The 25,489-nt window shown below is 53.0% G+C and carries 22 protein-coding genes and 1 pseudogene; 19 read left to right on the forward strand and 4 right to left on the reverse strand.

Features of this window, described 5'->3' with window-relative positions:
- Positions 1-8 precede the first annotated feature (8 nt).
- The 9 genes from ACAF76_RS02190 to ACAF76_RS02230 all read left to right on the forward strand — a co-directional run bounded on the left by ACAF76_RS02190 (position 9) and on the right by ACAF76_RS02230 (position 10,236).
- The gene (locus tag ACAF76_RS02190; RefSeq protein WP_400162413.1) at positions 9-791 is read left to right on the forward strand and encodes an enoyl-CoA hydratase/isomerase family protein; all 783 of its coding nucleotides are present in this window, start codon (positions 9-11) and stop codon (positions 789-791) included.
- A gap of 21 nt (positions 792-812) precedes the next feature.
- Positions 813-2,039, forward strand: a complete 1,227-nt coding sequence (locus ACAF76_RS02195; protein WP_400162653.1) for an FAD-dependent monooxygenase — start codon at positions 813-815, stop codon at positions 2,037-2,039.
- Positions 2,040-2,086: 47 nt separating this feature from the next.
- Positions 2,087-2,542, forward strand: a complete 456-nt coding sequence (locus tag ACAF76_RS02200; protein ID WP_400162414.1) for an acyl-CoA thioesterase — start codon at positions 2,087-2,089, stop codon at positions 2,540-2,542.
- Positions 2,539-3,126: a hypothetical protein gene (locus ACAF76_RS02205; RefSeq protein WP_400162415.1), complete on the forward strand. Its 588-nt coding sequence runs from the start codon at positions 2,539-2,541 to the stop codon at positions 3,124-3,126. Before ACAF76_RS02200 ends, ACAF76_RS02205 begins: the two co-directional genes overlap by 4 nt.
- 44 nt (positions 3,127-3,170) lie before the next feature.
- Positions 3,171-4,280 carry a cupin domain-containing protein gene (locus ACAF76_RS02210; protein WP_400162416.1) on the forward strand — a complete coding sequence of 370 codons (1,110 nt, stop codon included), beginning with the start codon at positions 3,171-3,173 and terminating at the stop codon, positions 4,278-4,280.
- A gap of 29 nt (positions 4,281-4,309) precedes the next feature.
- Positions 4,310-5,182 (forward strand): fumarylacetoacetate hydrolase family protein, encoded by an 873-nt coding sequence (locus tag ACAF76_RS02215; RefSeq protein ID WP_400162417.1) that lies wholly within the window; start codon positions 4,310-4,312, stop codon positions 5,180-5,182.
- Positions 5,172-6,356, forward strand: coding sequence for an acetyl-CoA C-acetyltransferase (locus ACAF76_RS02220; RefSeq protein ID WP_400162418.1), 1,185 nt, complete (start codon positions 5,172-5,174; stop codon positions 6,354-6,356). The genes ACAF76_RS02215 and ACAF76_RS02220 overlap by 11 nt, the downstream gene beginning before the upstream one ends.
- Before the next feature lie 16 nt (positions 6,357-6,372).
- Complete coding sequence (locus ACAF76_RS02225) at positions 6,373-7,914, forward strand: class I adenylate-forming enzyme family protein (protein WP_400162419.1); 1,542 nt, start codon at positions 6,373-6,375, stop codon at positions 7,912-7,914.
- 114 nt (positions 7,915-8,028) lie between these two features.
- Entirely contained in the window at positions 8,029-10,236 is a 2,208-nt protein-coding gene (locus tag ACAF76_RS02230) for a helix-turn-helix domain-containing protein (protein WP_400162420.1), read from the forward strand.
- A 204-nt stretch (positions 10,237-10,440) separates the two neighbouring features.
- Here the strand turns inward: ACAF76_RS02230 and ACAF76_RS02235 are convergent.
- Positions 10,441-10,506: pseudogene (locus ACAF76_RS02235) on the reverse strand (IS3 family transposase); the annotation flags it as partial.
- A 116-nt stretch (positions 10,507-10,622) separates the two neighbouring features.
- Positions 10,623-11,408 (reverse strand): hypothetical protein, encoded by a 786-nt coding sequence (locus ACAF76_RS02240; RefSeq protein ID WP_400162421.1) that lies wholly within the window; start codon positions 11,406-11,408, stop codon positions 10,623-10,625.
- 445 nt (positions 11,409-11,853) lie between these two features.
- On the opposite strand from ACAF76_RS02240, the gene ACAF76_RS02245 reads away from it, so the two are divergent.
- The 10 genes from ACAF76_RS02245 to lpdA all read left to right on the forward strand — a co-directional run bounded on the left by ACAF76_RS02245 (position 11,854) and on the right by lpdA (position 23,488).
- Positions 11,854-12,501: a TetR/AcrR family transcriptional regulator gene (locus ACAF76_RS02245; protein ID WP_400162422.1), complete on the forward strand. Its 648-nt coding sequence runs from the start codon at positions 11,854-11,856 to the stop codon at positions 12,499-12,501.
- Positions 12,494-13,795, forward strand: coding sequence for an MFS transporter (locus tag ACAF76_RS02250; protein ID WP_400162423.1), 1,302 nt, complete (start codon positions 12,494-12,496; stop codon positions 13,793-13,795). The genes ACAF76_RS02245 and ACAF76_RS02250 overlap by 8 nt, the downstream gene beginning before the upstream one ends.
- A 167-nt stretch (positions 13,796-13,962) precedes the next feature.
- Positions 13,963-14,781, forward strand: coding sequence for an alpha/beta fold hydrolase (locus ACAF76_RS02255; protein ID WP_400162424.1), 819 nt, complete (start codon positions 13,963-13,965; stop codon positions 14,779-14,781).
- A gap of 101 nt (positions 14,782-14,882) precedes the next feature.
- Positions 14,883-15,461 (forward strand): uracil-DNA glycosylase, encoded by a 579-nt coding sequence (locus ACAF76_RS02260; RefSeq protein WP_400162425.1) that lies wholly within the window; start codon positions 14,883-14,885, stop codon positions 15,459-15,461.
- A gap of 137 nt (positions 15,462-15,598) precedes the next feature.
- Positions 15,599-17,503 (forward strand): sigma-54-dependent Fis family transcriptional regulator, encoded by a 1,905-nt coding sequence (locus ACAF76_RS02265; RefSeq protein WP_400162426.1) that lies wholly within the window; start codon positions 15,599-15,601, stop codon positions 17,501-17,503.
- A gap of 21 nt (positions 17,504-17,524) precedes the next feature.
- Complete coding sequence (locus tag ACAF76_RS02270) at positions 17,525-18,364, forward strand: biotin/lipoate A/B protein ligase family protein (protein ID WP_400162427.1); 840 nt, start codon at positions 17,525-17,527, stop codon at positions 18,362-18,364.
- Positions 18,365-18,677: 313 nt separating this feature from the next.
- Positions 18,678-19,670 (forward strand): thiamine pyrophosphate-dependent dehydrogenase E1 component subunit alpha, encoded by a 993-nt coding sequence (locus ACAF76_RS02275; protein WP_400162428.1) that lies wholly within the window; start codon positions 18,678-18,680, stop codon positions 19,668-19,670.
- Positions 19,671-19,688: 18 nt separating this feature from the next.
- On the forward strand, positions 19,689-20,726 hold the full coding sequence (locus tag ACAF76_RS02280; protein WP_400162429.1) for an alpha-ketoacid dehydrogenase subunit beta: 1,038 nt from the start codon (positions 19,689-19,691) through the stop codon (positions 20,724-20,726).
- Positions 20,727-20,804: 78 nt separating this feature from the next.
- A complete protein-coding gene (locus ACAF76_RS02285) occupies positions 20,805-22,097 on the forward strand; it encodes a dihydrolipoamide acetyltransferase family protein (RefSeq protein WP_400162430.1) in 1,293 nt (430 codons plus the stop codon).
- Between the two features lie 11 nt (positions 22,098-22,108).
- Positions 22,109-23,488: a dihydrolipoyl dehydrogenase gene (gene lpdA, locus ACAF76_RS02290; protein WP_400162431.1), complete on the forward strand. Its 1,380-nt coding sequence runs from the start codon at positions 22,109-22,111 to the stop codon at positions 23,486-23,488.
- A 47-nt stretch (positions 23,489-23,535) separates the two neighbouring features.
- Here lpdA and ACAF76_RS02295 read toward each other — a convergent pair whose 3' ends face one another.
- Both ACAF76_RS02295 and ACAF76_RS02300 read right to left on the reverse strand, forming a co-directional pair.
- Positions 23,536-24,189, reverse strand: a complete 654-nt coding sequence (locus ACAF76_RS02295; protein WP_400162432.1) for a DNA-3-methyladenine glycosylase family protein — start codon at positions 24,187-24,189, stop codon at positions 23,536-23,538.
- 103 nt (positions 24,190-24,292) lie between these two features.
- On the reverse strand, positions 24,293-25,468 hold the full coding sequence (locus ACAF76_RS02300; RefSeq protein ID WP_400162433.1) for an amidohydrolase: 1,176 nt from the start codon (positions 25,466-25,468) through the stop codon (positions 24,293-24,295).
- Positions 25,469-25,489 lie beyond the last annotated feature (21 nt).

Consider the following 25,489-nt stretch of genomic DNA (forward strand, 5'->3'; position numbering starts at 1 on the left):
AGGGTCGCATGTTGAAACGGGAATGTATCTTGTGTGAAATCGAAAACGAAGTAGCGGTCGTTACCATTAATCGCCCGCCTATGAACCCGCTTAACACGCAAGTGCTGACGGAGCTGGCAGAGACCATGGGGGAATTGGAAGCGAACAGCGAAGTGGGAGCGATTATCCTTACCGGCCAAGGAGAAAAGGCATTCGTAGCTGGAGCAGACATTCATCAGATGCTGGAACTTGATCACATCGGCATGATGGAAATGAACAATGTCTCCCGACGGACCTTTTCCAAAATCGAGAATCTATCGAAACCGGTCATAGCGGCGATTAACGGACTTGCACTCGGGGGAGGGTGCGAACTGACATTGGCTTGCGATTTACGGATAAGCACGGAGAAGGCGAGGTTTGCTTTTCCCGAGATGTCTTTGGGTATCATTCCCGGAGCCGGGGGAACGCAACGTCTGCAAAGGCTGGTTGGCCAAACAGTGGCAAAAGAACTGCTTTATTTCGGGGAAATGATCGATGCCCAAAGAGCGCTGGAGATTCACCTGATTAATAAAGTGGTGCCTGCAGAAGAGTTGTTGCCCGCTGCAAAGGATTGGGCGCAAAAGCTGGCGCAAAAGCCGGCTGTCGCGCTTCGCATGATGAAAACGGCTGTAAATGCCGGTGCAAGCGCAGACCTGGAGACGGCGTTGACGATTGAAAGCGCTTGCTTTGGAAATGCCTTTGCCACCCATGATCGCAAGGAAGGCATGCAAGCATTCGTTGAAAAAAGAAAACCTGTGTTCTCGGGAAGGTAACAGGAGGAGTTGAGCATGAGCATGGATCATCGCTCGGAGCAGTCACGACCTGTGCTTGTAGTGGGTGCCGGCCCTATTGGATTGACGGCTGCGCTTGCTCTAAGAAGCATGGGAATACCTGCAACGGTCATCGAAGCGGAGCCGAAGGGACGGCTGCGACCGGGAAGCCGGGCCATTTATTTCCACAAGGCAACGCTTTCGCACCTGGAAGAAATATGTCCCGGTCTTGGCTATACGTATGCAAAAAACGGGATTGTCTGGCCGGTAAAACGAACGCTATTTGGAGGCAAGGAGGTGTATGTCAAACACTATCCTGCACCGAATCCGAAAGATTTGCCCCCGTTTGCCAGCCTGCCTCAGGTTGAGGCGGAGCGGTTTTTGTATGAAGCCTGTCTGAGTGCGGGCGTAGAGTTTGTCTGGGACTCTCCTGTCACCGATGTAAAGGCGAATGATAAGGGAGTTACAGTGACCACGGAACGGGGAACCAAGTGGTCTTGTCATTACCTGATCGGAGCAGATGGAGCGCGTTCCACCGTGAGAAAAGCAGTTGGGATCGAGTTTGAAGGCCCAAGGTCAAATGACTTTTTCCTGGTCGTGGACGTCCTGGAAGACATCGAAGCACCGCTGCCATTGGAGCGCGTGTTCCATTACAAGCATCCTGCAATGGGGGGACGAAACGTATTGTTCGTGCCGTTCGCAGGGGGATGGAGGGTAGATTTGCAGCTCCTGGAGGGAGACGATCCCGAAGAATTTGGCGGTGTGTCAGGCGTACGGAAATGGTTGCCCAAGGTCATGGACGAAAAATACGCAGATCGGGTCAGTTGGGTATCCACGTACCAGTTTCACCAGGTGGTGGCAAAATCCTTTACGGATGTCTCCTGCCGCGTCTTGCTCGCGGGGGAAGCAGCGCACCTGTTTGCTCCATTCGGCGCCCGCGGGATGAATTCAGGCGTACCCGATGCCATTTTAGCGGCACGAGCGATACGCAAAGCATTGGATGTTTCTGACCCCGAAGCGGCAAGACAGGCCGTGATGGAAGCCGCTGAAGAAAGAAAAATCGCGGCACAGTACAACAGGGATTGTGCGGGGATTGCATTGGAGCACATTCAAGGAAACTCGCCGGCCATGAGTATGAAGCGGGAGATTGCTGCTTCCTTGTCGTCCATCCTGCCGCGCTTGGGCCGTTGGCTTGACGAAGGCCCCTATGGTCCCAAGTCTGGTCCTCCTCAATTAACGACCAAGTATTGAAGAATGAATGTTATAGAAAGAGAGCGACGACTATGGAGGAAGAAACCATGAACCCCAGTCAGTATCAATTTCGCGTACGATGGGGAGAAACGGATGCTGCCGGTATCGTTTACTACCCCAATTTTTACAAATGGATGGATGAGGCTTCCCATCACTTTTTTCACGAACTCGGCTTTTCGTTTAGCCATCTCTTTTCTGAGCAAAAAGCGGGAATGCCTCTCCTGGAGGCACTGTGCAAATTTACGTCACCCCTCATGCACGAAGACGAGGTATGCGTCCGCTCAGCCATCATCAGCTTGAAAGACAAAGTATTTACGATCGAGCATGAATTTCTCAGGAGGGGTGAAGTGGTTGCAAGCGGGTATGAAACCCGGGCCTGGGCCGACTTCTCGAACGGAAAACCCAAGGCCGTATCGATTCCAAATGAAATTCGCAATGCACTTGCCAGTATTCGAAAAAAGGATGATGGAAGCCAGGAAAATGTACGGGAGGGGATGTTATGACAGCTCCCTCATATCTGTCTGCTACTGTTGAGTACGGTCCGAATGCTGACAGCGTGGTCGATCTCATGGCGAGAGTATCAAGCACGGATTGGTTTTCAACGGCAGGGAAAAGCGCAGGTCGGGCAGCAGCAGAAAAGTCTTTGCGGGAAATCAGCCATCGTTTCGGTATTGACGAGTATCGAATCCAGTGGCTCGACAAAGCCCAACTCCCTTCGTTTTTGGAAGGGATGAGATTGGAAACCAGCCCGCTTTGGCAACAAATCCATGACCTTCCTGACAGGATCAGGGAGAAAGCAGAGGATAGCGGCAGAATGCCAAATGTGACGGCAATCGCGGAGCATATCCCCGAGTATCTTTTTCACCAGTCCTTTGACGGGGCGTTCCGGGAGTTTGGCTCCCAAGGCAAGGAGATTGTGCAAACCGCTGTCGGCTCGGTCATGTATCTAGCTGGATTGGCTTGCGCTTGGGAAATGCTGGCGGACACTGGGGACTGGGAAACAAATCCATACAAACCGTTGTTGCAGGTGTTCGAAACCGGGCACTGGCCTTTGGGATTGTATGATGGTGTATTCTACTTGATCTAGCTGTTGAAAAATGAAGCGATCTGTCGAAGGAGGATTACACGGATATGAGCACTTCGGAAGCGAAAGAAGCGTTGCACCAGTTTGCAAACAAGCTGGCTGGTCTTCATCTGGGACCGTTGTGGGACAACATTGGCGAAATGGTCACTCCGCAGCCTTCGAATGGCGTCACAGCTTATTTGTGGAAGTGGCAGACGATTCGCAACTATTTGCTGGAGGCAGGTTCACTGTTGTCCCTCGGAAGGGCAAGTGAGCGTCGGGTGATCTATTTGCAAAACCCTTCGCTCTTGAAAGAGGGGAAAATCGGATATGCCACCAATACCTTGTACGCGGGCGTCCAGTTGCTATTGCCGGGTGAGATCGCCCCGTCACATCGCCACTCGCAGGCAGCCATCCGCTTTGTCATCGAGGGGGATGGTGGGGCCTATACCACGGTAGACGGAGAGAAAACCTATATGCGGCGGGGTGATTTAATCTTGACACCGCCGTGGACGTGGCATGATCACGGTCATGAAGGGACGGAGCCTGTTTTCTGGATGGACGGACTTGATGTAGGGTTGGTGAAAACATTAACGGGTTCGTTTTTTGAGCCCTATCACGATGACACCTATCCTGTGACCGGAGAGCCGGATCGTTCCGTTCTTCGCTATGCGAGTGGAGTGAGAGCCATTTCGGAGCGAAAAAAATACGGATATCCTTCCCCTCTTATTAACTACAAATGGTCGAATATTGAAAAAACAATCAATGATTTAGGCAAACTTGAACCTGATCCATACGATGGTTACGCGGTTGATTATATTAATCCGACGACAGGCGGTTCTGCTGATGCGAGATTAGGGACATCCATGCAAAAGCTCCCTCCCGGATTTCACACGAGAGCCCATCGGCATGTTCACAGTGTCGTTTATCACGTGCTGGAAGGCACTGGGTACTCCGTTATCAACGGGCAAAAATTCGAGTGGTCTTCGGGTGATTTCTTCGTGGTCCCGCCATGGAGTTGGCATGAGCATCACAACAGCGGGGAAGCGGACTCGTTCCTGTTCTCCTTAAATGACCGGCCGGTAATGGAGCTGCTAGGGCTGGAAAAAGAAGATGTCTTGCAAGAAAACGGCGGGTATCAACAGATTGAAAGCGTATTTGAACCAATCACACTCTAACGCGCTTGCAGTCAAGGGGGAGGAAACGTATGAAATTCGCATTGTTTAACGACTTTCAGCTGGGAGTGGTAATCGAAGACAAGATTTACGAGATTGGGGATTTGATGGACGATGGAAAGCCGGCCCATACCTGCCCAATGGTCGACTTGATTCGCCGCTATGAGGACTGCAAAGAGACGATTGCAAAGCATGTTCTTGACATGCCGTCCCACTCGCTCACTGATGTTCGCCTGCGCCACCCTGTATCTCGTCCAGGCAAGATTGTCGCCACTCCGGTCAACTATATCGCTCACAAACAGGAAATGAAGGCCGAGAATACCGCACGCGGGTTAGGTTTTTTTCTCAAGGCGAATACATCGTTGATCGGACCGGAAGACACGATCGTTCTGCCGGCGAGCAAAGAAGGACGACGGTTCGACCACGAGCTGGAGTTGGCTTTCGTCATCGGAAAAACGGCAAAAAACGTGAAGGCCGAGCAAGCCTATGACTACATTTTCGGGTACACGGGTTTGAATGACGTGACACTGCGTCCGGATGAACAAAACGAAGAAGAAAGATGCCTGCGGAAATCCTTCGATACCTTTACTCCGATGGGGCCGTGGATTGTTACGCCAGAAGAGATCAAGGACCCGCAACAGCTGGATATGGTGCTAACCGTTAACGGCGAGGAAAGACAAAAGGTAAATGGCAAGGACATGATTTGCGGCATCGCGGAGTTGGTGGAGATTTTTTCCCATGTCATGACCTTGGAGCCAGGTGACATTATTGCGACAGGGACGCCCGATGGGGTAGCTCCTATCAAGCAGGGGGATGTCATTACGATTTCCATCGAGCAAATCGGGTCGTTTTCCAATCCGGTCGTGTCTGAGAGTGTGAAAGGAGAAATGCGTCATGACAGGTAGAGAAATCGTGGTTCTGGACGGAGCCCGCACTGCGTTTACCAAATTCGGAGGCTCCTTCAAAGACATTTCCGCCATTGACCTGGGAGTGCACGTGGCCAAAGAAGCGATGACACGCTCCAAGGTTGAGCCGGAGGAAATTGACCAAGTGATATTTGGCAATGTCATACAGTCTAGTCCCGATGCCGTATTGGCCGCACGCCATGTCGGCCTGAAAGCGGGGGTACCGCTGGAGGTGCCTGCACTGACGGTCAACCGCTTATGCGGCTCTGGCCTGGAAGCGATTACGCAGGCGGCACGGATGATTATGACGGGTGAATCCCAAGTTGCTTTGGCGGGCGGAACAGAAAATATGAGCCAGATCCCGCATGTTATTCGGGGCGCCCGTTGGGGAGTGCCATTGTTTGAAAATCCGATGAGGGATTATTTGTATGAAGCGCTATACGATACACATGGGGAATGCTTTATGACCACGACAGCCGAAAATCTGGCTGAGCTTCACGGTTTTACCCGAGAGGAACTGGACCAGCACGCTTTGGCCAGTCATGAAAAAGCGTTGAATGCGATCGAAAAAGGCTACTTCCAAAACGAGATCGTCCCGGTGACGGTTCACGAGCGAAAGGAAAGCAGAACGGTCGATACGGATGAGCATCCGCGGAAAACAAGCATGGAGAAGCTGTCGGTGCTAGCGGCATCCAGGTTCAAGAGAGATGGTCTTGTTACGCCCGGGAACTCGAGCGGTATTAACGATGGGGCAGCGGCACTCGTCGTCACGTCGGCCGAATACGCGCAAAGACGCGGATGGCAACCAATCGGCCGACTCGTCTCATGGGCGGTAGCTGGAGTGGAACCCAAAATTATGGGAATTGGTCCTGTTCCCGCGATCAGGGAAGCGCTGCGAAAGGCCGGGATGTCCATCGCAGACCTTGATTTGGTGGAAATAAACGAAGCCTTCTCGGCACAGTATCTTGCCTGCCAGAAGGAGTTGGATTTTGATCCTGCCATCGGCAATGTAAACGGCGGCGCTGTCGCTTTGGGGCATCCGCTGGCTGCTTCGGGAGCAAGACTTTCTTTGACTCTCTTGTATGAATTGGGCCGAAGAGGCAAAAAATACGGTGCTTCTGCGCTATGCATTGGTGGAGGCCAGGGCATAGCAGCTATATGGGAAAGACTGTAGAGAGGGGTATCAAAAGATGGCGCTGGAACGAGTTTTGTCTGTTTCACAGCTTTTGGAGAAGACGGCAGAACGAACACCTGACAAAGAAGCGATCTATGATCTTTCTCGCAGACTGACCTACGGCGAACTGCAAAAAGAGGTGCATCGACTGGCTTCCGCGCTGGTTTCTTTGGGCATCAGGGAAGGAGATCGCGTGGCGGTTTCTTTGCCCAACTGGCACGAGACTGTTGCGTTGTTTTTTGCCATCGCCAAAGTAGGTGCGATCCTCGTTCCCTTCAATCCCAAATACCGTGCTCATGAAGTAAATTACATTCTGGCCAATTCCGGAGCAAAAGTGGTTTTTGTATGCGAGGATTTTGAAAAAGTCGGATTCGAATCTGTTGCTGCTCTAGTGGAAACAGTTGTCACCGTACGATACGAAAAACAAGGGTATCCATCCTTATCTGAGTTGATGAAGAAAGAGTATCAAACAGCTTTTCCCTCGGTTATTCCCGATCCCGACAACGACATTTTCTGCATTCTGTACACATCCGGAACTACAGGCTCGCCAAAAGGGGTCATGATCACGCATCGAAGCGTGGTTCAATCCGGAATGGCCATCGGCAAAAGCCTGAAATGCGATGAGGATGATGTGTTCATCATCGTTTCTCCTCTGTTTCATGTGTTCGGGATGTCATGCAATCTAATGTCAGCCGTCTATTTCCAGTCGAAAATGGTGTTGCTGGACAAATATCACCCGCAAACGGCCCTTCAGTTAATCGAGCAGGAAAAAGGTACCGTGCATCATGCCGTACCCGCGATGCTTGCAATGGAACTGCAGCATCCCGATTTCGCAACCTACGATTTGTCTTCGCTGCGAACAGGGATTACGGGAGCTGCCTTTTGCCCTCCCGAAACGATTCAAGCGGTTCGAGAGCGGATGGGGATGAATCTTTGTGTTTCTTTCGGAAGCACAGAGACGGGGAGCGTCACGCTTACTCCGTATGAAGCTAAGGGCCATCATGTACTGGATACAGTAGGGAAAGCGATTGATGGGGTCGAGATACGGATTGTCAATGAACAGAGAGAGCCGGTACCTTCAGGTGTTACCGGGGAAATCGCCTACAGAGGCTTTGGACTGATGAAGGGCTATTACCAGCTTCCCGAACAAACCGCACTGGCAATTGACAAGGATGGCTGGTACTACACGGGGGACCTGGGGACGATGGATGAGGAGGGGTATATTCGATTTGTGGGACGCAAAAAAGACATGATTATCAAAGGCGGATATAACATCTACCCGCAGGAAATCGAGGATGTCTTGCGCAAGTATCCAAAAATAAGGGAAGTGGCAATTGTCGGGCTTCCCGATCCCATCATGGGGGAGCTTGTCTGTGCGGCCATCAAGTTGAAGGATGGGGTTACCTGTACGGTGGAGGAGATCACTGAATTTCTAAGACCTCAATTCGCCAGCTATAAGCTTCCGAGCAAAGTGGTGTTCGTAGAAGAAATACCGATGACTGCTAGCGGAAAGATTCAAAAGATGAAGCTGAAGGATGCACTGATGGAATCCGTATAACTGTACATGCGCCGAAATCTCTCTGCCTTTTACAAGAGGGACAACAGAGGCGCTTTTTTCTTTCAAGCGGTTATAATGAATATAACAATGTGTGAATAGAATTGAGGTGATTATGTGGTAGACAACAAAAAGCAAAGTGCGTTGGTGGAAAGGCTCAATATCCACTTGCGAAAAACTGCCAGACAATTGATTCAATTCGAAACATTGGAAGAAACCCTTCTCTTCCTGGTGAATGCTTTTTGGAAGCAGTTCTCTTGTGATTATGTCGCAATCATTTTTCGGGAAGAAGACCGTCTATACAAGAAAGTAGCGAAAGGAAAAGGGGAGCTTTTCGAATCGATTTTTCCGCTGCATCACACAGGCTGTTCGCCCCGTTTTTTGGAAAGCCCGGTTTGGTGTTACGATATTATCAAAGCAGACGAACGGTGCCGTTTTTACGAAAGTATCGAGGCAGAGAAATTTGCTACGTGGTTTACGGTTCCGATTAAAGAACAGGATTCAGACAGTTACGGGGTTTGTTTAGTCGGGTTTCGCAGCTTTGTCCCTTTGTTTGAGGATGCAAACAGAGTGTTCGTTGAATTTGGGAAAGATATTGTTTCGGCGATCGGTATCGCGATGAATAAACAAAAGGAAAAAAAGAAACTGGAAGGGATGGAGTGGCTGCAAGAGAATGTATCCCTGGGCTCTTCATTGGAGAAGTTGGTTGGCAGTGCGGTCGAGAGAGCGGGAAAAGGGACGGAAGCCGAAGCGGCGTGTATGTATCTCTTTGATGAGACCAAGAGCTGTTTTGTCCTTCACCCGGCGGCCTACGGCTTCGTTACTCTTCCAACGGCGATACAGATCGAACACAACCGTAGCCTGTACGAATACTTCCCCTTTTTAGATCGGTGCGGGGAGAGCGAAACTACTGTTCCTCTCATCGTTAACTTGAAGACGGTTGGTGTACTGCACGTAAAGAAGAAACAAAACAGGATCGTTACCCAGGAGGATACCGAACTCCTGCATCTCATATGTTCCCACGTCTCTGTTTTGATCGAAAACGCAAGGCTGTACAAAAATGAACGGGAAAGCAAAGCGCGCTTGGCAAAGTTCATGGAACACCAGAAGGAGCTGGTCAAGCAAACTCTGATAGGGGAAGGGTTTCGTGAAATTACTTCATCGCTTTCGCAAATGATAGAACGGACTGTGATCTTGTTCGACAGGTTCGTGCGAACGATGGATTTTGCTCCGATTGATGCTTCTGAGCATACAATCCAATCTATTGTTCAAAAGGCAGAGGCAAGGAGCAATGAAATTCGAAAAAGCAGCAGCATGGAACAATGGTTCACGCTGGAAGATGGGAGCGAGTTTGGCCTTTTTACCATCCGAGGTGGTGGGGAATTGCTCGGCTATTTGGCTGTACAGATCCAGAAGGAAGACGTTGATGCCGTGCTTCACATGACATTAAACCATGCTCTCAATGTGTATGCCACGCAGTTTATCAAACAAAAACTAATCCTCGATGCCAAGGATCAGGTAAAGGAAAGCTTTTTGAACCAGTTGTTCGTCCCAAACATGCAGGATAAAGAGCGAGTCATTCAGTATGCTAACCTGTTCAAGCTGAATGTGTTCGAGCCTCATAAGGTTGCCGTTATTTCGTTTTCCTTTGAAGAAAGTATCGAGAAAGAATCAGACCTCATGGAAATCGAGGCAAAGAAGACCTTGATCTGGGAGCGATTTCGCGAGCATTTGTCCCGGCACTATCCAAGTATTGTGGCTACACGCAAGGAAGGCTTGTTTATCCTGATCGTTCCAGATCAAGGGGGCAGGGAGGAGCATTTCGAATGGGAACGGGTCTATTGCCAATTAAAAACGATCACGCTTTCTCATGAAAAGGGAGCAAAAGTTTACTTAGGCATCAGTTCCAGCACTCAAAAAATCGATCATTATTACCGGTGCTATAAAGAAGCAATGCAGGCTTTAAAAATAGCGGAGAGCCGTTTTCAGCACAAGGGATTCATCGACTTTGACAGCTTGGGTTCTTATATCGTTCTGAGCAACCTGCAGGACACGATGATCGCAGAACAATTTATTGACAATTACCTTAGTCCCTTGTTGAAATCCAGCAAAGGGAAGGGGAAAGAATTGTTCGACACGCTACGAGTTTATTTGATGATGAATGGAAATTTAAAAGAAACCTCTGAACATCTCTTCATTCACCGGAGTTCGTTAAAGTACAGGCTGGAACGAATCAGTGAGCTTCTGAAGGTGGATCTTGAGGATGCAGAAGAAAGATTTAATTTGATGCTTGCCTATAAACTGCACGATTTTTATCGCTTGTAAAAAAGAGGAGTATCGTAAACCGTCCCGCTTCCGCCATACATATCAGCCACAAGGTAAGGGGGGATGACGGGAAAAACCTGTTATCCTGAATGGCATCGGAGCCAAGAAAAAGTAGAGCTGCACAGGTCCACTGCGGTGCATCATTGAAACGGGCCATCCCTGGTCAAGACCCCAATTTGTAGACAGTAAGAAAAACCCCGGCCGTTAGGCAGCAAGCTGACGCCTGTATTCTACAGGGGTCAGCTTTTTTAGGTTGATTTGAATCCGTTCCTATTAATTTATAGAATATCTGATATCCGCAACCCTAATATGTAAGGTGTAACGATAATAACCACTACAAATACTAATTACGCCACCTGAAAGAGAAACAGGTACAAATGAAGAAGTTACATGTATTTACTATGATGTGATGCTAAGTATATTTGCAAGTAATCTGCAAAGCTAGTTTCATTGAGTTCTCGGGTTCGTGTCCACTCAAACAATCGGAAACTCTCCATAAATGAAAGGAATTCATTATTTTTCAGCAATTGAATGATTAAATTATTTTTTGCACTTACAGTATTCGATTTTGAGTCAGGCTCATTTAAGATAATGGTTCGAACAAAACCAAGCAACAAATCAGTTAATTCTAAACCGATTTCCTTTCCTTTTGGAACGAGAGAGCTGGTTACTACACGAAACTGTTCCCCGCGGTAAATCGATTGAACATTGAGTTGTTCTTTTATTGTGTCGTTAAGGCGTATATCTTGATACTCTGTAGATTCTTCTATACAAATGTCTGCCTCAATTGAAATGTTTTTGCCATAGCCTCGTAATAGTCCATAAATTAGGCGTTCGGGAAATTTTGAGTACACAATTTGAGAAATGATAGTTGGGGAGGAGGTGTTGGCACTCAGGATCGTGTAATCGTAATTGATAATGTTAAATTTGAGCATTTTACGGTATTGAGCAACCAAATTCATAACTTCCATCATGTTGTCTCTTATTTGAGCAGAACCTGTAAATCCTACCCAATGAAACCTGACTTCACCGTCACGCAATTTTTGACTCCATGTTTGGAACTTGTCTGATTCATATAAATCTGAGGGAATAGACAGTCCACCCATTAAATTGGGTTTGTTCGTTCTTTTTCCACTTTCGTCGAAGAAAATTCGCAGCGTTACATCGTTCACACGAATCCCCCCTGGATTATGGCATTGACTAAAATTAACGGTATTTGGTACAATTTAAACAGGAATACGATCCTCTTTCCTTGAGATAGCGGAGAGTGTTCCAGAAGGATAGCCACTCTTTCCATTGATAGCGTGGCTCTTCGAATATGCGTAAGAGAAACTGCCTAAGGGCAGTTTTATTTTGTTCATCATTTTCGGAATATTCCTACACATCTATTATATCGTTCTTCCTATAATTAGGCATATAATTCTTTTCTTTATACCTGCCATTTGTCCCTACTGTTATAGGCTATACAGGAGTTTGAACCTGCCTGCCTCCATATAGTAAAAATCCACCTGTTTTGGGGTGTCTTTTCTACGCAACATAGAAAACCTTGACACCCCACCCCAACATGCTACACTATAACCGACAGGATGTCGGTCGGTTATAGTGGGAGGTACGGCAATGAGAATTGTAAAAGAAGCGGAAGCACGCAAAAACGAGATTCTTGACGCGGCGGATGAGCTTTTTGGCCGGAAGGGCTTTGATGGCACAAGCACAAACGACATTCTCCAAAAGGTCGGGATCGCGCGGGGGACCTTGTATCATCACTTCAAGTCCAAGGAAGACATCATGGATGCGCTGATCGAACGGTACAGCGCCAGGATGTTAGGGGCGGCGCAGGAAATTGCCGCAGACAAAAGCATACCCGTAGTAGAGCGCATCATTCGCGTCATTATGGCACTGAAAATAAGCGGCGGGGGCAGCCACGAAATCATGGAGCATATCCACAAGCCGCAAAATGCGCTGATGCATCAAAAAATACAAAGAGTCGTCGTGAATGGCGTTCCTCCGATCCTGGCGGAAATCATCCGCGAGGGCATCGAGCAAGGGCTGTTCAGCACGCCGTTTCCGTACGAATGTATGGAAATGGTGGTGGTCTATACGAGTGCCGTTTTCGATGATGACCTCGTTTCGTTGACGGACGAAGAGCGTGCCGGGCGTTTGCAGGCATTCGTTTTCAACCTGGAAAGGCTGCTTGGCGTCGAAAGCGGGGGATTGATGGAGATTATGGCGGTGTTGGGCGGTGGGAATGGAGGAGGCCATGAATAATCCGGCAAATGCGTTCCGAAAATTTCTCCTGTTGTGGTCGGGGCAGTTTATTTCGGCGATCGGGAGCGGGCTGACGGCGTTCGGGCTTGGGGTGTATGTATTTGAGCAAACCGGCATGGCGTCGGCAACGGCTCTTGTCACCCTGCTTGCATTTATGCCGTCTCTGTTGCTAAGCGCAGTGGCAGGGGTGCTGGCGGACCGGTATGACCGCAGGCTGCTGCTCGTATTGGGCGACGGTCTGTCAGCAATGGGGCTTGTCTTTATTTTGATTTGCATGCTTCAGGGAGATGTGCAGCTATGGCAAATTTGTCTGGGTGTGACGATCAGCTCTGTGTTTTCATCGCTGCTCGATCCTGCATTTAAAGCTACCGTTACCGACTTGCTGACAGAGGAGCAATACACCAAGGCGAGCGGTCTTGTGCAGGTGGCCAGCTCCGCCAAATTTTTGATTTCGCCCATCCTGGCGGGGGTGCTGCTGGCTTATTCGGATATCAAACTGCTGCTGCTCATCGATATTTGCACCATTGTCGTAACTGTCGCATGCACGCTCGTCGTACGCAAAGGCCTGGAGGCGAAGAAGTATGAGCAGGAGGCAAAGTCATTTCTCCGCGAATTCCAGGACGGCTGGAGCGCGATTACCGCAGACAGAGGCGTGCTTGTTCTCGTGATGATGACCTCGGTGATGGTCTTTTTCATCGGGTTTATCGAGACGCTCGCGGTGCCGATGGTTCTTGCCTTTACGGACAGTGCCGCCTTGGGAACGGTCATCACGATTGCAGCTTCGGGAATGTTGGTCACCAGCCTCCTCATCGGCGTCCTTCCGGTCAAAAAGGGTTTCGCCAAAGTGCTTTCGCTGTCTCTGTTTGGTGCCGGCTTGTTTATGGCACTGTTTGGCATGCGTGAAAATATTGTATGGATTTGCGTTTCGGGATTTTTGTTCTTTGCGATGCTTCCGCTTGTCAATAGCAGCCTGGATTATCTCATTCGCACGAACATTGCCAATTCCGTTCAGGGACGCGCCTGGGGGCTGATTGGTGTCATCTCCCAGTTGGGGTATGTGGTCGCGTATGCATCTTCGGGCGTACTTGCGGATTTTGTGTTCACTCCTTTGCTGGTCGATGGGGGATTGCTGGAAAACAGCGTCGGAACACTCATTGGCACGGGAAGCGGCAGAGGGACGGGACTGCTCATTATGATCGCGGGAGGTCTGCTTTGTGTGACGGCTGTCGTGTTGTACCGGTTGCGATCGGTGAGACGGCTTGAAAGCAAAGGGCTGCTATACGGCACAGAATAATCTGCCATGATCGTTTCCCAAAAGAACACGCTGTAAACGGCATTCGTTTTGCTGCGTAGGGGTAACGGGGGCTGGGGAGTGTTCTCGCCAAAGCAGGTATTACCCCCGCCCCCCTAGAATTGTCTAACGAGAAGTCTTGCAATTCGGAAAAAAAGGAGGCTACCGCAATGCTCGAAGGAGGAAAATACATCAAAGTCGATTCCGGTGTGGAAATTTTTGTCCAGGACGTGGGGAGCGGCCAACCGCTTGTCTTTATCCCGGGCTGGACCTTTACGACAGAGGTGTTCGAAAAGCAGATCGCCCACTTCCGGAAAACGAACCGGGTCATCGTCATCGATCCGCGCAGCCACGGCAGATCGTCGATTGCGATGCACGGCAATGACTATGCGACACATGGCACAGACTTGGCAAAAGTGATCGAAGCGTTGGAGCTGACGGACGTGACCTTGGTCGGCTGGTCGTTTGGCTGCCTGACGATGTGGGAGTATATCCGGCAGTTCGGCACGGCAAACATCCGCTCGCTGGTTTTCGTCGACCTGTCTGCCAAGCCGCTTTCGGTCAATCACGAACAGGACTGGGTGGAAGGACCGCTCGACGAGATCGCTGCCGTCTATACCCACTACTTGCGAGATGCCGAGAAGCAGCGCGAGTTTATCGCCATGTACGCAAAAGAAGTGATGGTCCAGCGGGAGCTTGCCGAAGACGAGCTGAACTGGATCGTGGAGCAATCCGTCAAAACGCCGCACTATATCGCGGCCAATCTGTTTGCCTCGGGAATGTTCTCGGACTACCGGGAAGAAGCCAGGCTGGCAAGCGAGTCGGTACCGACCTTGACCATCGTGGCGGAGCACTGGGCCGAAACAGCCAAACGCTTCGTCGAACGCCACGCGCCGAAGTCGGCAGTGGAAGTGCTGGGCGGGCATATGATGTTCTGGGAGCATGATGCGAAGTTCAATCAGATCCTCGATCAGTTTCTGCGAGGCTAGCGTACCGCTGGATAAGGCTGCCCGGTGAAAGGCAGACGGTTTGAAAAAATGCCATTCCTCCCATGCTAGGTATGAACAAACCGAGATGGAGGGTGGCCGGCATGAGCGATCAGTGCCCGAGGATCTGGGCAGAAGAGAATCCCCCGGCAGGTGTCGAGGACTGTACAGATTGCGGTCTTTACAAGCACGGATCGAGAGTGGTCTGGGGTGAAGGAAATCCGGATGCACCGATCATGGTCGTGCTGGATAATCCGGGGGCAAGAGAAAAGCGGGACGGGACCGCGTTTGTCTGTGGAACGAGGGAGACCTTGCAGCAAGCGGTTCTACAGGCTGGTCTTGGCGAACGCGATGTATACGTCACCTATGTGTTGAAGCGTCGGCCGACTAAGGCGTACGACAAGGCGGAGGCGAGGACGATCTGCATGCAGCATCTGCTTGCCCAGTTGGAGAGCAAGTCTCCCCGCATTGTCCTTTGCTTGGGCAATGTAGCGGCTCAGATGTTCTTTGGCGATCAGGAGGCTGACGTAAAGACGCTCAGGCAAGCCTGGCATTTGCCGCGGGGCGTGAAGACGGCTGTTTCCTACCATCCGTTAGCGGTACGCAGGCGTCCGAACCTCTGGCCCGCTTTTTTGGCTGATTGGGAATTTGTCGTGTCTGGATTCAAGAATAAAGAGCCGTAACGGACAGGAGGGGCAGGCGAGGAATTGCCTCTCTTTTGTTTGACAGCCGTTGTCAAAATATTGAGAAATAGACGCGGACACGGTAAGCTATAAGTAATTCCGTTGATTCATGGGAACAGGCAAAGGGGGGCGGCTCCTTGTTTAACGAAACGCTTTCGACGAAAATGTGGAAACGTTTTGTACAAGAAGGTGTGATTGACTCTTCACGCATCAACAAGCGGATCACGGAGTCGTGGATTCGCTGCAAAAACAGGTACGTGGATCCTTATCGGGGCATTGGCCGGGACATTTTGACCGGCGAGGCATTCGAGAGGCAAAAGCACAGACACCAGGAATTGCTCGACGTCACGCGGCCGCATGTAGAGAAGATGTCAACCTTCATTGAAGACACCGGAATGATCGCCATACTGATTGATCCTGATGGCTATGTCCTTTCCATGAAAGGGAAAAAACCGATCTTGCAATACGCCGGGGACATCAACTTTGTCGAAGGAGTGCGCTGGACGGAGGATGAGGTAGGAACGAATGCGATCGGGACTGCGATCCATGCCAAAGAGCCGATCCTGGTCACGGGTACGGAGCATTACTCGATGGCATCGCATAAATGGAGCTGTTCAGCGGCGCCGATTCACGACGATGAAGGCAGGCTGGCAGGGATTCTCGACATCTCCTGCCCGGTGGAACAAAGTCATCCCAATATGCTCGCGATCGTTTCCTCCATCGCGTATACGGTCGAGCAGGAGTGGAACAGAAGGCGCGAGCAGGACGAGTTGGAGCTGATCCGCTGTACGTGGGAGATCGCGGAAACGAGCCAGCCTGTCGTCTTTTTGAACCAGAAGCAGCAGGTCATCTTTGCCAACAAGACCGTGCGCCAAAAAATGTCGTCCTGGTCGGGAAAATGCGACTACCAGAACCTGTTGCGCGAATACGAGTACGCCGAGCGAAAACGAACTCCTGTATACTCCCGGAGACACGGGAGGCTGCTCGGATACTGTGTGCAATTGGGGGATACGGCCATGAACGTCCGCTATTCGATGTCGTTGCCCGCTTCCTTCCCCAACATTCGCTTTCAGGGAGAGACGGGAACGAGCAAGGCGTTTCTGCGTGTCTTGAAACAGATTGAGCGCATTGCCCAAAGCAGCATGAATGTGTGTATCCGCGGCGAAAGCGGCACAGGCAAAGAACTCGTCGCTCGCGCCATCCACGAAAACAGCCCGCAGCGCTCGGGGCCGTTCGTCGCTGTGAATTGCGGCGCCATCCCCAAGGACCTGATCGAAAGCGAGCTGTTCGGCTACGCGGAAGGGGCGTTTACCGGTTCGCGCCGCCACGGATACAAAGGCAAGCTGCAGCAGGCGCATGGAGGAACCTTGTTTCTCGACGAGATCGGGGAGATTCCGCATCAGATGCAGGTTGCTTTGTTGCGCGTCTTGCAGGAGCGAAAAGTCGTACCCATCGGAAGCACCTCGGAAATACCGGTACACATCCGCGTCATTGCCGCGACGCATCGGGATATTGCCCGGCTGGTGCAGGAGGGAAAATTCCGCGAAGATTTGTATTACCGTCTGCACGTGTTTCCCCTTTATGTACCGCCCCTGCGCGAGCGCAAGGAAGACATCCCTCACCTGATCCGTTATTACTGCCGAAAAAACAAGCTGGAGCTGCCAGTCATCTCATCTGTCATGCCGCAGTTGCTGGAATACGACTGGCCCGGAAATATCCGGGAGCTGTTCAATATGCTCGACCGCCTGAGCGTCTGCGAGGAAGAAGACATCCCGTACGTCCTCCAGGAGTTGTTCCACACCGGGGCAAAGGGCAAGGCGAGCCCTGCAGCGCCAGTCGTGACGACGACGAGCGACAGCAAAACCAATTCATCCATCCAGCGAACCGTTCGCGCTGGCAAGATGACCTACCGCGAGGAGATTGAAAAGCAATCGATCATCCAGGCTTTGCAGAAAACAAATGGAAGCGCTTCCGCTGCTGCTGGTCTGTTGGGCATTCCGCGCAGCACCTTTTACCGCAAATTGCAAAAGTACAATCTGTAGCAGCCCAAGAAAGGAGACGACATGACCGGAGCAAATTTGCCAGCCGCACTTTGCGCAATCGATACGACTGCTGCCGCCATGACCGGCGATGTGATGATGCCGTTTGCCTTCGATGAAGTATACGGGAGAAGGACAGGGGACGGGGGGCTGGAACCTGCCGTTCACCTGTGGCGACACGAGAGGGCGTTTGTGCTGGGAACGAGAGACTGGAGGCTTCCCCGCGCGCAGGAGGCGGTCCGTTGGCTGCAACGCCACGGATATTCGGTCGCCGTACGCAATTCGGGAGGGGCAGCCGTACCGCTGGACCCGGGCGTAGTGAACCTCTCGCTGATCGTGCCCAACCGTCAGGGCGATCTCGACGCGCAGCGCCATTTCGTCCTGATGGCGGAGCTGATTGGCCGCTGCCTGGAGCGCTGGTCGTTGCAGATCGGCACGGGAGAGGTGCGCGGTTCGTACTGTCCCGGCGACTTTGACGTCAGTGTGCAGGGAAAAAAACTGTGTGGCATCGCCCAGCGCAGGCTGACCCGGGCAGTGATAATCCAGGCATTCGTGATCGTCGAAGGCAGCGGGGAGGAGCGAGGGCGGCTCGTCCAGGCGTTCTACGAGCAGGCTGCGGCACCGTCTTCACAAGCAGGCGCGGACCATCCCATCGTGGAACCTGCCAGCATGACCAGTCTGAGCGAGCTGGTCGGAGAGGCGAGTGCAGCATCGTTTGTCGATGCGGTCAAGCAGGAGCTGGCCACGCACCTGTCCGGCGAGTATCGGAGCTACTCCGCGCTCGACCCGGAGGACGTGCAAAAAACAATCGATGAGTACCGCAGACGGTATTCGCTACATGCACAAGAGCGTACAACCTCATAGCCGCTGGTGCTGGCAAACGAACGGGCAGGAATCGCCCCGGGGTTTTGCACACCGGTGGCTTTTTTTTTTGTCCCAAAACGGACCTGGGAGCAAATGAGACAAATTGGGACAATGTCTCATTTTGTACCGCCTTTTGTGGGACACAGGCGGGGACGTCGTCCGCATATTCCCGTGATTGCAGCGCTTGCCAGCATTGGCATACGAGTTGCTATACGGGTAGGTAGCACCCGGCAGGAAAGGGGGGCAGGCTGTCAGAGTGAATGTGATGGTGTGCAAGCGCTGAGGACATGAATGAAGATGGGAGGAAGATCGTATGGAAGTAACGGCAAAAGAAAACAAGATATTGTCGCAGGACAAGGCGAGATGGATGTACCGGAAAATGCTGGAGATCCGCAAGTTTGAGGATGCCGTACATCTCCTGTTCGGCCAGGGCAAGCTGCCCGGGTTCGTTCACTTGTACGCAGGCGAGGAAGCGATCGCGGTGGGAGTCGGCGCCCATCTGGAAGACAAGGACTCGATCACGAGCACGCATCGCGGGCACGGGCACTGCATCGCCAAAGGATGTGATCTGGACGGGATGATGGCCGAAATTTACGGCAAGGTGACAGGCCTGTGCAAAGGAAAAGGCGGATCCATGCACATCGCCGATCTGGACAAAGGGATGCTCGGCGCAAACGGCATCGTGGGCGGCGGATTCCCGCTGGCATGCGGATCTGCGCTGACCGCCAAGCTGAAAAAGACCGGGGCTGTGAGCGTCTGCTTTTTCGGGGATGGAGCCAACAACCAGGGGACGTTCCACGAGGGGATCAACCTGGCTGCGATCTGGAAGCTGCCTGTGATCTTTGTCGCCGAAAACAACGGATACGCGGAAGCGACGCCGTTTACGTACGCATCGAGCTGCACGAATATCGCCGATCGTGCAATCGCTTACAATATCCCCGGCGTGACAGTGGACGGGAAGAATGTGCTGGAAGTGTACCGCGTCGCTGAAGAAGCAGTGAGAAGAGCGCGCAACGGCGAGGGACCGACTCTGATCGAGTGCATCACGTACCGCAACTACGGCCATTTTGAAGGAGACGCCCAGAAGTACAAGACGGAGGAAGACAAACAAAAACACAGCAACGAGCAGGATGCGATCAGGCTGTTCCGCGACTATTTGGCGCAGCAGCAGCTTTTTGCGGAAGCGGAATTGACGCAGATGGAGGAATCTGTCGAGCAAGCGATCCAACAGGCCATCCGTTTCGCCGAAGAGAGTCCGTATCCGGAAGCGGATGAACTGTTGACGGATGTGTACGTGTCGTACTAAGCGAAGGGAGGAGAAAGCATGGCGAGAACAATCAGTTTTTCAAAAGCGATCAATGAAGCGATGACCATCGCGATGGAGCGGGATGAGAATGTCATCCTGATGGGAGAAGACGTAGCAGGGGGAGCGCAGGTCGACCACCTGCAGGACGATGAAGCATGGGGCGGCGTACTCGGGGTGACGAAAGGGCTGGTCCAGACATTCGGTCGCGACCGCGTGCTCGATACGCCGATTACGGAAGCCGGGTATGTAGGGGCTGCGATGGCTGCTGCCGCTACGGGATTGCGGCCGATTGCCGAGCTGATGTTCAACGATTTCATCGGAAGCTGCCTGGACCAGGTGATGAACCAGGGGGCGAAATTCCGCTACATGTTCGGCGGCAAGGCGCAAGTCCCGGTCACGATTCGCACGATGCACGGCGCAGGCTTCCGGGCTGCCGCCCAGCACTCGCAGAGCCTGTACGCCATGTTCACCCATATTCCGGGGATCAAGGTCGTCGTGCCGTCCACGCCGTACGATGCCAAAGGCTTGCTTTTGGCTGCGATCGAGGACAACGACCCGGTTATTTTCTTCGAGGACAAGACGCTGTACAACAAGATGGGCGAGGTCCCCGAAGGTCACTACACGATTCCGCTCGGAAAGGCAGACATCAAGCGGGCCGGTAGCGATGTGACGATCGTGGCGATCGGCAAGCAGGTGCATACAGCGCTGGAAGCGGCAGAGCTGCTGGCGAAAAAAGGGATCGAGATCGAGGTCGTCGACCCGCGCAGCCTCTCTCCGCTGGATGAGGAGACGATCCTGTCCTCGGTCGCCAAGACGAACCGCATGATCGTCATCGACGAAGCCAACCCGCGCTGCAGCATCGCTACCGACATCGCCGCGCTCGTCGCTGACAAAGGCTTCGACTCGCTGGACGCGCCAATCAAGCGCATCACAGCGCCGCATACGCCGGTTCCGTTCTCGCCGCCTCTGGAAGATCTGTATCTGCCTACGCCGAAAAAAGTGATTGAAGTCGTCTCCGAACTGATTGGGGACGCATCCATCATGGCCGTATCCTGATCGGGCACAGGGCACTCCTGCAAGTCCAACAGGAGTGCCCGAACATCACAACATTGTACGAAGGAGGGTATCTGGATCATGGCAGTAGAAGTCATCATGCCGAAATTGGGAATGTCCATGGTAGAAGGAACCGTAATCGCCTGGAAAAAGAAAGTGGGTGAGGCGGTTGCAAAAGGGGAGAGAATCGTCGACATCAGCTCGGAAAAAATCGAGATGGAGCTGGAAGCGCCCGGGGATGGAATCCTGCTTGCCATCGCTGTCAACGAAGGCGGCGTGGTCCCGTATGGAACGGTTCTCGGCTATATCGGACAGGAGGGCGAGCAAGTCGAGACATCATCTCCTGCGCAACCGGCTGCGGCAGCGACGCAGGATCAAGAGGTAGCGGCGACTGCAGCCGTGCAGGAGCAAGCCGGACCAGCCCCTGCAGCACGCAAAGGGAACAGTCTGAAAATTTCACCAGTTGCCAAAAAAATTGCCGAAGAAGCCGGGCTGAACCTGGAGTTGCTCGTAGGAACAGGTCCCCAAGGCCGAATCACAAAAGAGGATGTGGAAAAAGCGTTGGCGTCAGGAGCCGCAGCCGGTCGGCAAGAGACAGCCTCGCCCGTTGATTCTCCTGCTGTTTCGCCTGCCGCCGCTGCAGCATCGACGTCCGCGTCTGCTTCACAGGAGAGGGTGGAAAGCAGTCCGGTTACCGGCATGCGCAAGGTGATTGCCACGCGAATGTTGGCAAGTCTGCAGCAGAGCGCCCAGTTGACGATGACAGCCAAGGCCGATGTCACCGAGCTGCTCTCGCTTCAAAGCCAACTGGCAGAAGAGACAAAGAGACGCCAGGAAGGAAAGCTCACCGTGACAGACTTCATCGCCCGTGCCGTAGTGCTTTCCTTGCAGCAGCACAAACAGATGAACAGCGCCTATCTCACCGACCAGCAAGAGGCGAGAATCGAGACGTACGGGCATGTCCATCTGGGCATTGCAGTGGCACTGGAGAGGGGACTGGTCGTCCCGGTGATCCGTCACGCAGACACGCTGTCGCTGCTGGGCATCTCGCGTGCGATCAAATCGCTTGGTGAACGGGCCCGCAACAATCAGCTCGACGCCGACGAGATGAAGGGGTCTACGTTTACGATCAGCAATCTCGGTGCATACGGGGTCGAGTACTTCACGCCTGTTCTCAACCCTCCGGAAGCCGGGATTCTCGGAGTCGGTGCGATCGAGACGGTTCCGGTCTACCGGGGAGATGAGCTCGTGCGTAGCAGCCTGCTCCCGCTCAGCCTGACTTTCGATCACCGCGTACTCGACGGAGCGCCTGCCGCTCAATTTTTGAGATGTGTCAAAGAGTACCTGGAAAACCCGTATAGCTTGTTGTTGTAAGGAGGAGAACCGTGGGAACTGTAGTCGTGATCGGTGGTGGACCAGCCGGGTACGTGGCTGCGATAACGGCAGCCCGCAACGGTCAGCAGGTGACCTTGATTGAGTCGCAGCAACTGGGAGGGACGTGCCTGAACGAAGGGTGCATCCCGACCAAATCGCTTCTGAAAAGCGCGGAGACGTATGAAACGATCAGGCATGCCACAGCTTTCGGCATCGATGTGGCAGAAGGTGCGGTGTCCGTCAACTGGCCGGGCGTCCAGCAGCACAAAGACAGCGTGATGAAGCAGCTCGTTCTCGGTGTCGGATATTTGATGAAGAAAAACAAGGTGCAAGTCGTCCGCGGCAAGGCAGCCTTCGTAACAGATCGAGAAGTGTGGGTGGAAAAGCCGGAAGGAGACGAACAGATTACGGCGGATCGGTTTATTATCGCGACCGGTTCAGCGCCGATCGAGCTGCCCTTTGCTCCTTTTGACGGCAGCTGGATTCTCCACAGCGGCCAGGCCATGTCATTGCCAGACATTCCGGCCAGCATGCTGGTTGTCGGCGGAGGGGTGATCGGCTGTGAATTCGCCAGCATCTACAGCAGGTTGGGCACAAAGGTGACGATCGTCGAGCTGGCAGATCATCTGCTGCCCGGTGAAGACCGCGACATCGCAGAAGTGCTGGCCAAACAGCTCACAGCCGCGGGAGTCGCGGTATATACCGGGACTGCCTTGAAAAGCGTGCAGGCGGCGACGAAAACGGCGACCGTGCAAGCAAAGGACCGGATCGAGGAAATACAGGCGGAGCGTGTCCTCGTGGCGATTGGCCGCAGGCCGCGCGTGGAGGAACTGGGGCTGGACCGCATCGGGGTGCGCTATTCCCGTCAAGGCATCGAGGTAAACGAACATATGCAGACGAACGTCCCGCATATTTACGCCTGCGGCGATGTGATTGGCGGCGTGCAGCTTGCCCACGTGGCGTTTCACGAGGGAGAAGTGGCAGCGCTCCACGCCTGCGGGCGAGGGAAAAGCGTCTCCTACCGAGCCGTCCCTCGCTGCATCTATACGTCGCCGGAGATCGCCAGTGTGGGACTGACAGAAGCCCAGGCCAGAGAGCAGTACGGAGATGTCCGCATTGGCGAATTCGCGTTTTCAGCCAACGGCAAGGCATTGATAGGCAAAGAGCCGGCAGGGAAAGTAAAAGTGATCGTCGAGCCAACGTACCATGAGATCGTCGGGATGTCGATTGTCGGCCCGCGGGCGACGGAAATGATCGGCCAGGGAACGCTCATGCTGCACGCTGAGATGACGACAGATGCGATGGAGGATTTGATTGCAGCGCATCCGACCTTGTCAGAAGCCGTGACGGAAGCGGTGGCGAATGCGACGGGCCGTGCCATACACGGGTAAAGGGAAAAAGAGCTGTTCGTCCTGGTAATATTGGACGAACAGCTCTTTTATTGCGATGCGGACTGATACAGCTCGTCGATGCTGGCACCGGAATCGACCAATCCGCGGTCAATCGATTCCCACAGGTAGAGAGAGGCGACGCTCGCATACGGATTCCAGCGCGGGCCGTGCTGGGCGAGTGCATCCGGCGTATCGTACAGCCATCTGGCTGCACGCTGCAGGCCGACATCTGCCAAAGACAGCACATCGGTACGACCGAGGGAGAAGATCAGGAACATCTCGGCGGTCCAGGTCCCGATTCCTTTGACAGCGGTCAGCATCTGGATGACTTGCTCGTTATTGAGCTGATGGATGCCGCCAAAATCGAGTTCTTTGGACTGTATACGCCCGCACAGATCGTGAATGTAGGCGATTTTCGGGCGGGACACGCCTGCCTCCCGAAGCTGCTCGACGGGGATCTGCAGGACATGTTCGGGCGAAAATTCCGGGCACAGCAGGCTGACCCGCTTGCGAATCGTACTGGCTGCCTTGGCTGATAGCTGCTGGCCGATTACGGACATCGCCAGCGAATAAAAGTGGTTGTGGCGCACTGTCAGCTCCAGTTCGCCGATCACGTGAATGAGCTTGTTCAACTGTGCGTCTGCTTCGCCCAAGGCGATGACAGACTCGCTTTGCCGGGTAAATCGCAATAAGGTATCCATACATCCATTCTACCTTTCAAACGAAATGGGAAGCGCATGTGATTTCTGGAAAGCAAAGCAGATCGCTGCTGCCTGGGTGCTTGCTGCTGCACGCATCCGGGATTTACCGCAGGATGTGCGAAGCGATGCGTACGTACATGTTCACGCCGATGGACAGCGCGTCTTCATCGAGGTCGAAGCGCGGATGGTGGTGCGGATAGACGATGCCTTTTTCCGCGTTGCCCGAGCCGATCAGGACGAAGCAGCCGGGAATCTTTTGCAGGTAGGCGGAAAAATCTTCGCCGACCGTCAGCGGACGCATGTCCGTGATCAGCGTTGCTCCGAGATCGCCAATACCAGCCTCCTCGATGCGCCTGCACACATCGCTGTCATTGGTCAGCGGCAGGTAGCCGTTGTTGTACTGAAACGTGTACGAAGCGCCATGTGCGTCTGTTACTCCCTTGACGATGCGCTCCATCAGGCGGGGCAGAGTCTCTTTCCACTCGTTTTTGAAATAGCGGGTCGTCCCGCCCAATTCGACCGAATCAGGGATGACGTTGTTCGTCGCGCCGCCGATGATTTTCGTGGTCGAGATGACGACGCTTTCCAGCGGATCGACGTTGCGGGAGACGATTTGCTGGAGGTTGGTGACGACCTGGGCGGCGATGGCGACACTGTCTACTGCTTCATGCGGCAGCCCGCCGTGACCGCCTCTTCCCTGAATCGTGATGGAAAACAAGTCTCCCCCGGCGAATAGCGCTCCCTTTTTCAAGACGATGCTCCCGGTCTCCAGATGGGACATCAGGTGTGCCCCGACGATCATGTCGACCCCGTCCAGCACGCCGGACTGGACCAGCTCGATGGCGCCACCGGGAGGCATTTCCTCCGCGTGCTGAAACAGAAAGCGGACCTCGCCGCACAGTCTGTCGCGATACTTGCCCAGTACCTTGGCTGCTCCGAGCAGTATCGCGGTATGTCCATCATGTCCGCAGGCGTGCATGACGCCGGGAACCTCCGAAGCGTAGTCGACCTCGTTTTGCTCGTGAATCGGCAGCGCGTCCATGTCAGCCCGAAAGGCGAGCACCGGACCGGGCCGATCCCCGATCAACCGGGCGACCACACTCGTTTTGGTCGGTCGGGATAGCTGCATGCCGCCAAATTGCTGCAGTGTCTCATAGACGTAATCGGCTGTTCTTGATTCCTGAAACGACAACTCCGGATTGCGGTGAAAATGGCGCCTCCAGGCGATGACGTCTTGTCTCACCTCATCGGCCATCGCTTTTTCCCGTTCGAGCTGCATGTCCATACCTCCCCAAAAAAG

It is taken from the genome of Brevibacillus sp. TJ4, assembly GCF_044627595.2.
In the GTDB taxonomy this organism is placed as follows: Bacteria; Bacillota; Bacilli; order Brevibacillales; family Brevibacillaceae; genus Brevibacillus.

Coding starts and splice junctions, on each gene's coding strand:
- ACAF76_RS02190 (WP_400162413.1), top strand. CDS start 9: ATGTTGAAACGGGAATGTATCTTGTGTGAAATCGAAAACGAAGTAGCG.
- ACAF76_RS02195 (WP_400162653.1), top strand. CDS start 813: ATGGATCATCGCTCGGAGCAGTCACGACCTGTGCTTGTAGTGGGTGCC.
- ACAF76_RS02200 (WP_400162414.1), top strand. CDS start 2,087: ATGAACCCCAGTCAGTATCAATTTCGCGTACGATGGGGAGAAACGGAT.
- ACAF76_RS02205 (WP_400162415.1), top strand. CDS start 2,539: ATGACAGCTCCCTCATATCTGTCTGCTACTGTTGAGTACGGTCCGAAT.
- ACAF76_RS02210 (WP_400162416.1), top strand. CDS start 3,171: ATGAGCACTTCGGAAGCGAAAGAAGCGTTGCACCAGTTTGCAAACAAG.
- ACAF76_RS02215 (WP_400162417.1), top strand. CDS start 4,310: ATGAAATTCGCATTGTTTAACGACTTTCAGCTGGGAGTGGTAATCGAA.
- ACAF76_RS02220 (WP_400162418.1), top strand. CDS start 5,172: ATGACAGGTAGAGAAATCGTGGTTCTGGACGGAGCCCGCACTGCGTTT.
- ACAF76_RS02225 (WP_400162419.1), top strand. CDS start 6,373: ATGGCGCTGGAACGAGTTTTGTCTGTTTCACAGCTTTTGGAGAAGACG.
- ACAF76_RS02245 (WP_400162422.1), top strand. CDS start 11,854: ATGAGAATTGTAAAAGAAGCGGAAGCACGCAAAAACGAGATTCTTGAC.
- ACAF76_RS02250 (WP_400162423.1), top strand. CDS start 12,494: ATGAATAATCCGGCAAATGCGTTCCGAAAATTTCTCCTGTTGTGGTCG.
- ACAF76_RS02255 (WP_400162424.1), top strand. CDS start 13,963: ATGCTCGAAGGAGGAAAATACATCAAAGTCGATTCCGGTGTGGAAATT.
- ACAF76_RS02260 (WP_400162425.1), top strand. CDS start 14,883: ATGAGCGATCAGTGCCCGAGGATCTGGGCAGAAGAGAATCCCCCGGCA.
- ACAF76_RS02270 (WP_400162427.1), top strand. CDS start 17,525: ATGACCGGAGCAAATTTGCCAGCCGCACTTTGCGCAATCGATACGACT.
- ACAF76_RS02275 (WP_400162428.1), top strand. CDS start 18,678: ATGGAAGTAACGGCAAAAGAAAACAAGATATTGTCGCAGGACAAGGCG.
- ACAF76_RS02280 (WP_400162429.1), top strand. CDS start 19,689: ATGGCGAGAACAATCAGTTTTTCAAAAGCGATCAATGAAGCGATGACC.
- ACAF76_RS02285 (WP_400162430.1), top strand. CDS start 20,805: ATGGCAGTAGAAGTCATCATGCCGAAATTGGGAATGTCCATGGTAGAA.
- ACAF76_RS02295 (WP_400162432.1), bottom strand. CDS start 24,189: ATGGATACCTTATTGCGATTTACCCGGCAAAGCGAGTCTGTCATCGCC.
- ACAF76_RS02300 (WP_400162433.1), bottom strand. CDS start 25,468: ATGCAGCTCGAACGGGAAAAAGCGATGGCCGATGAGGTGAGACAAGAC.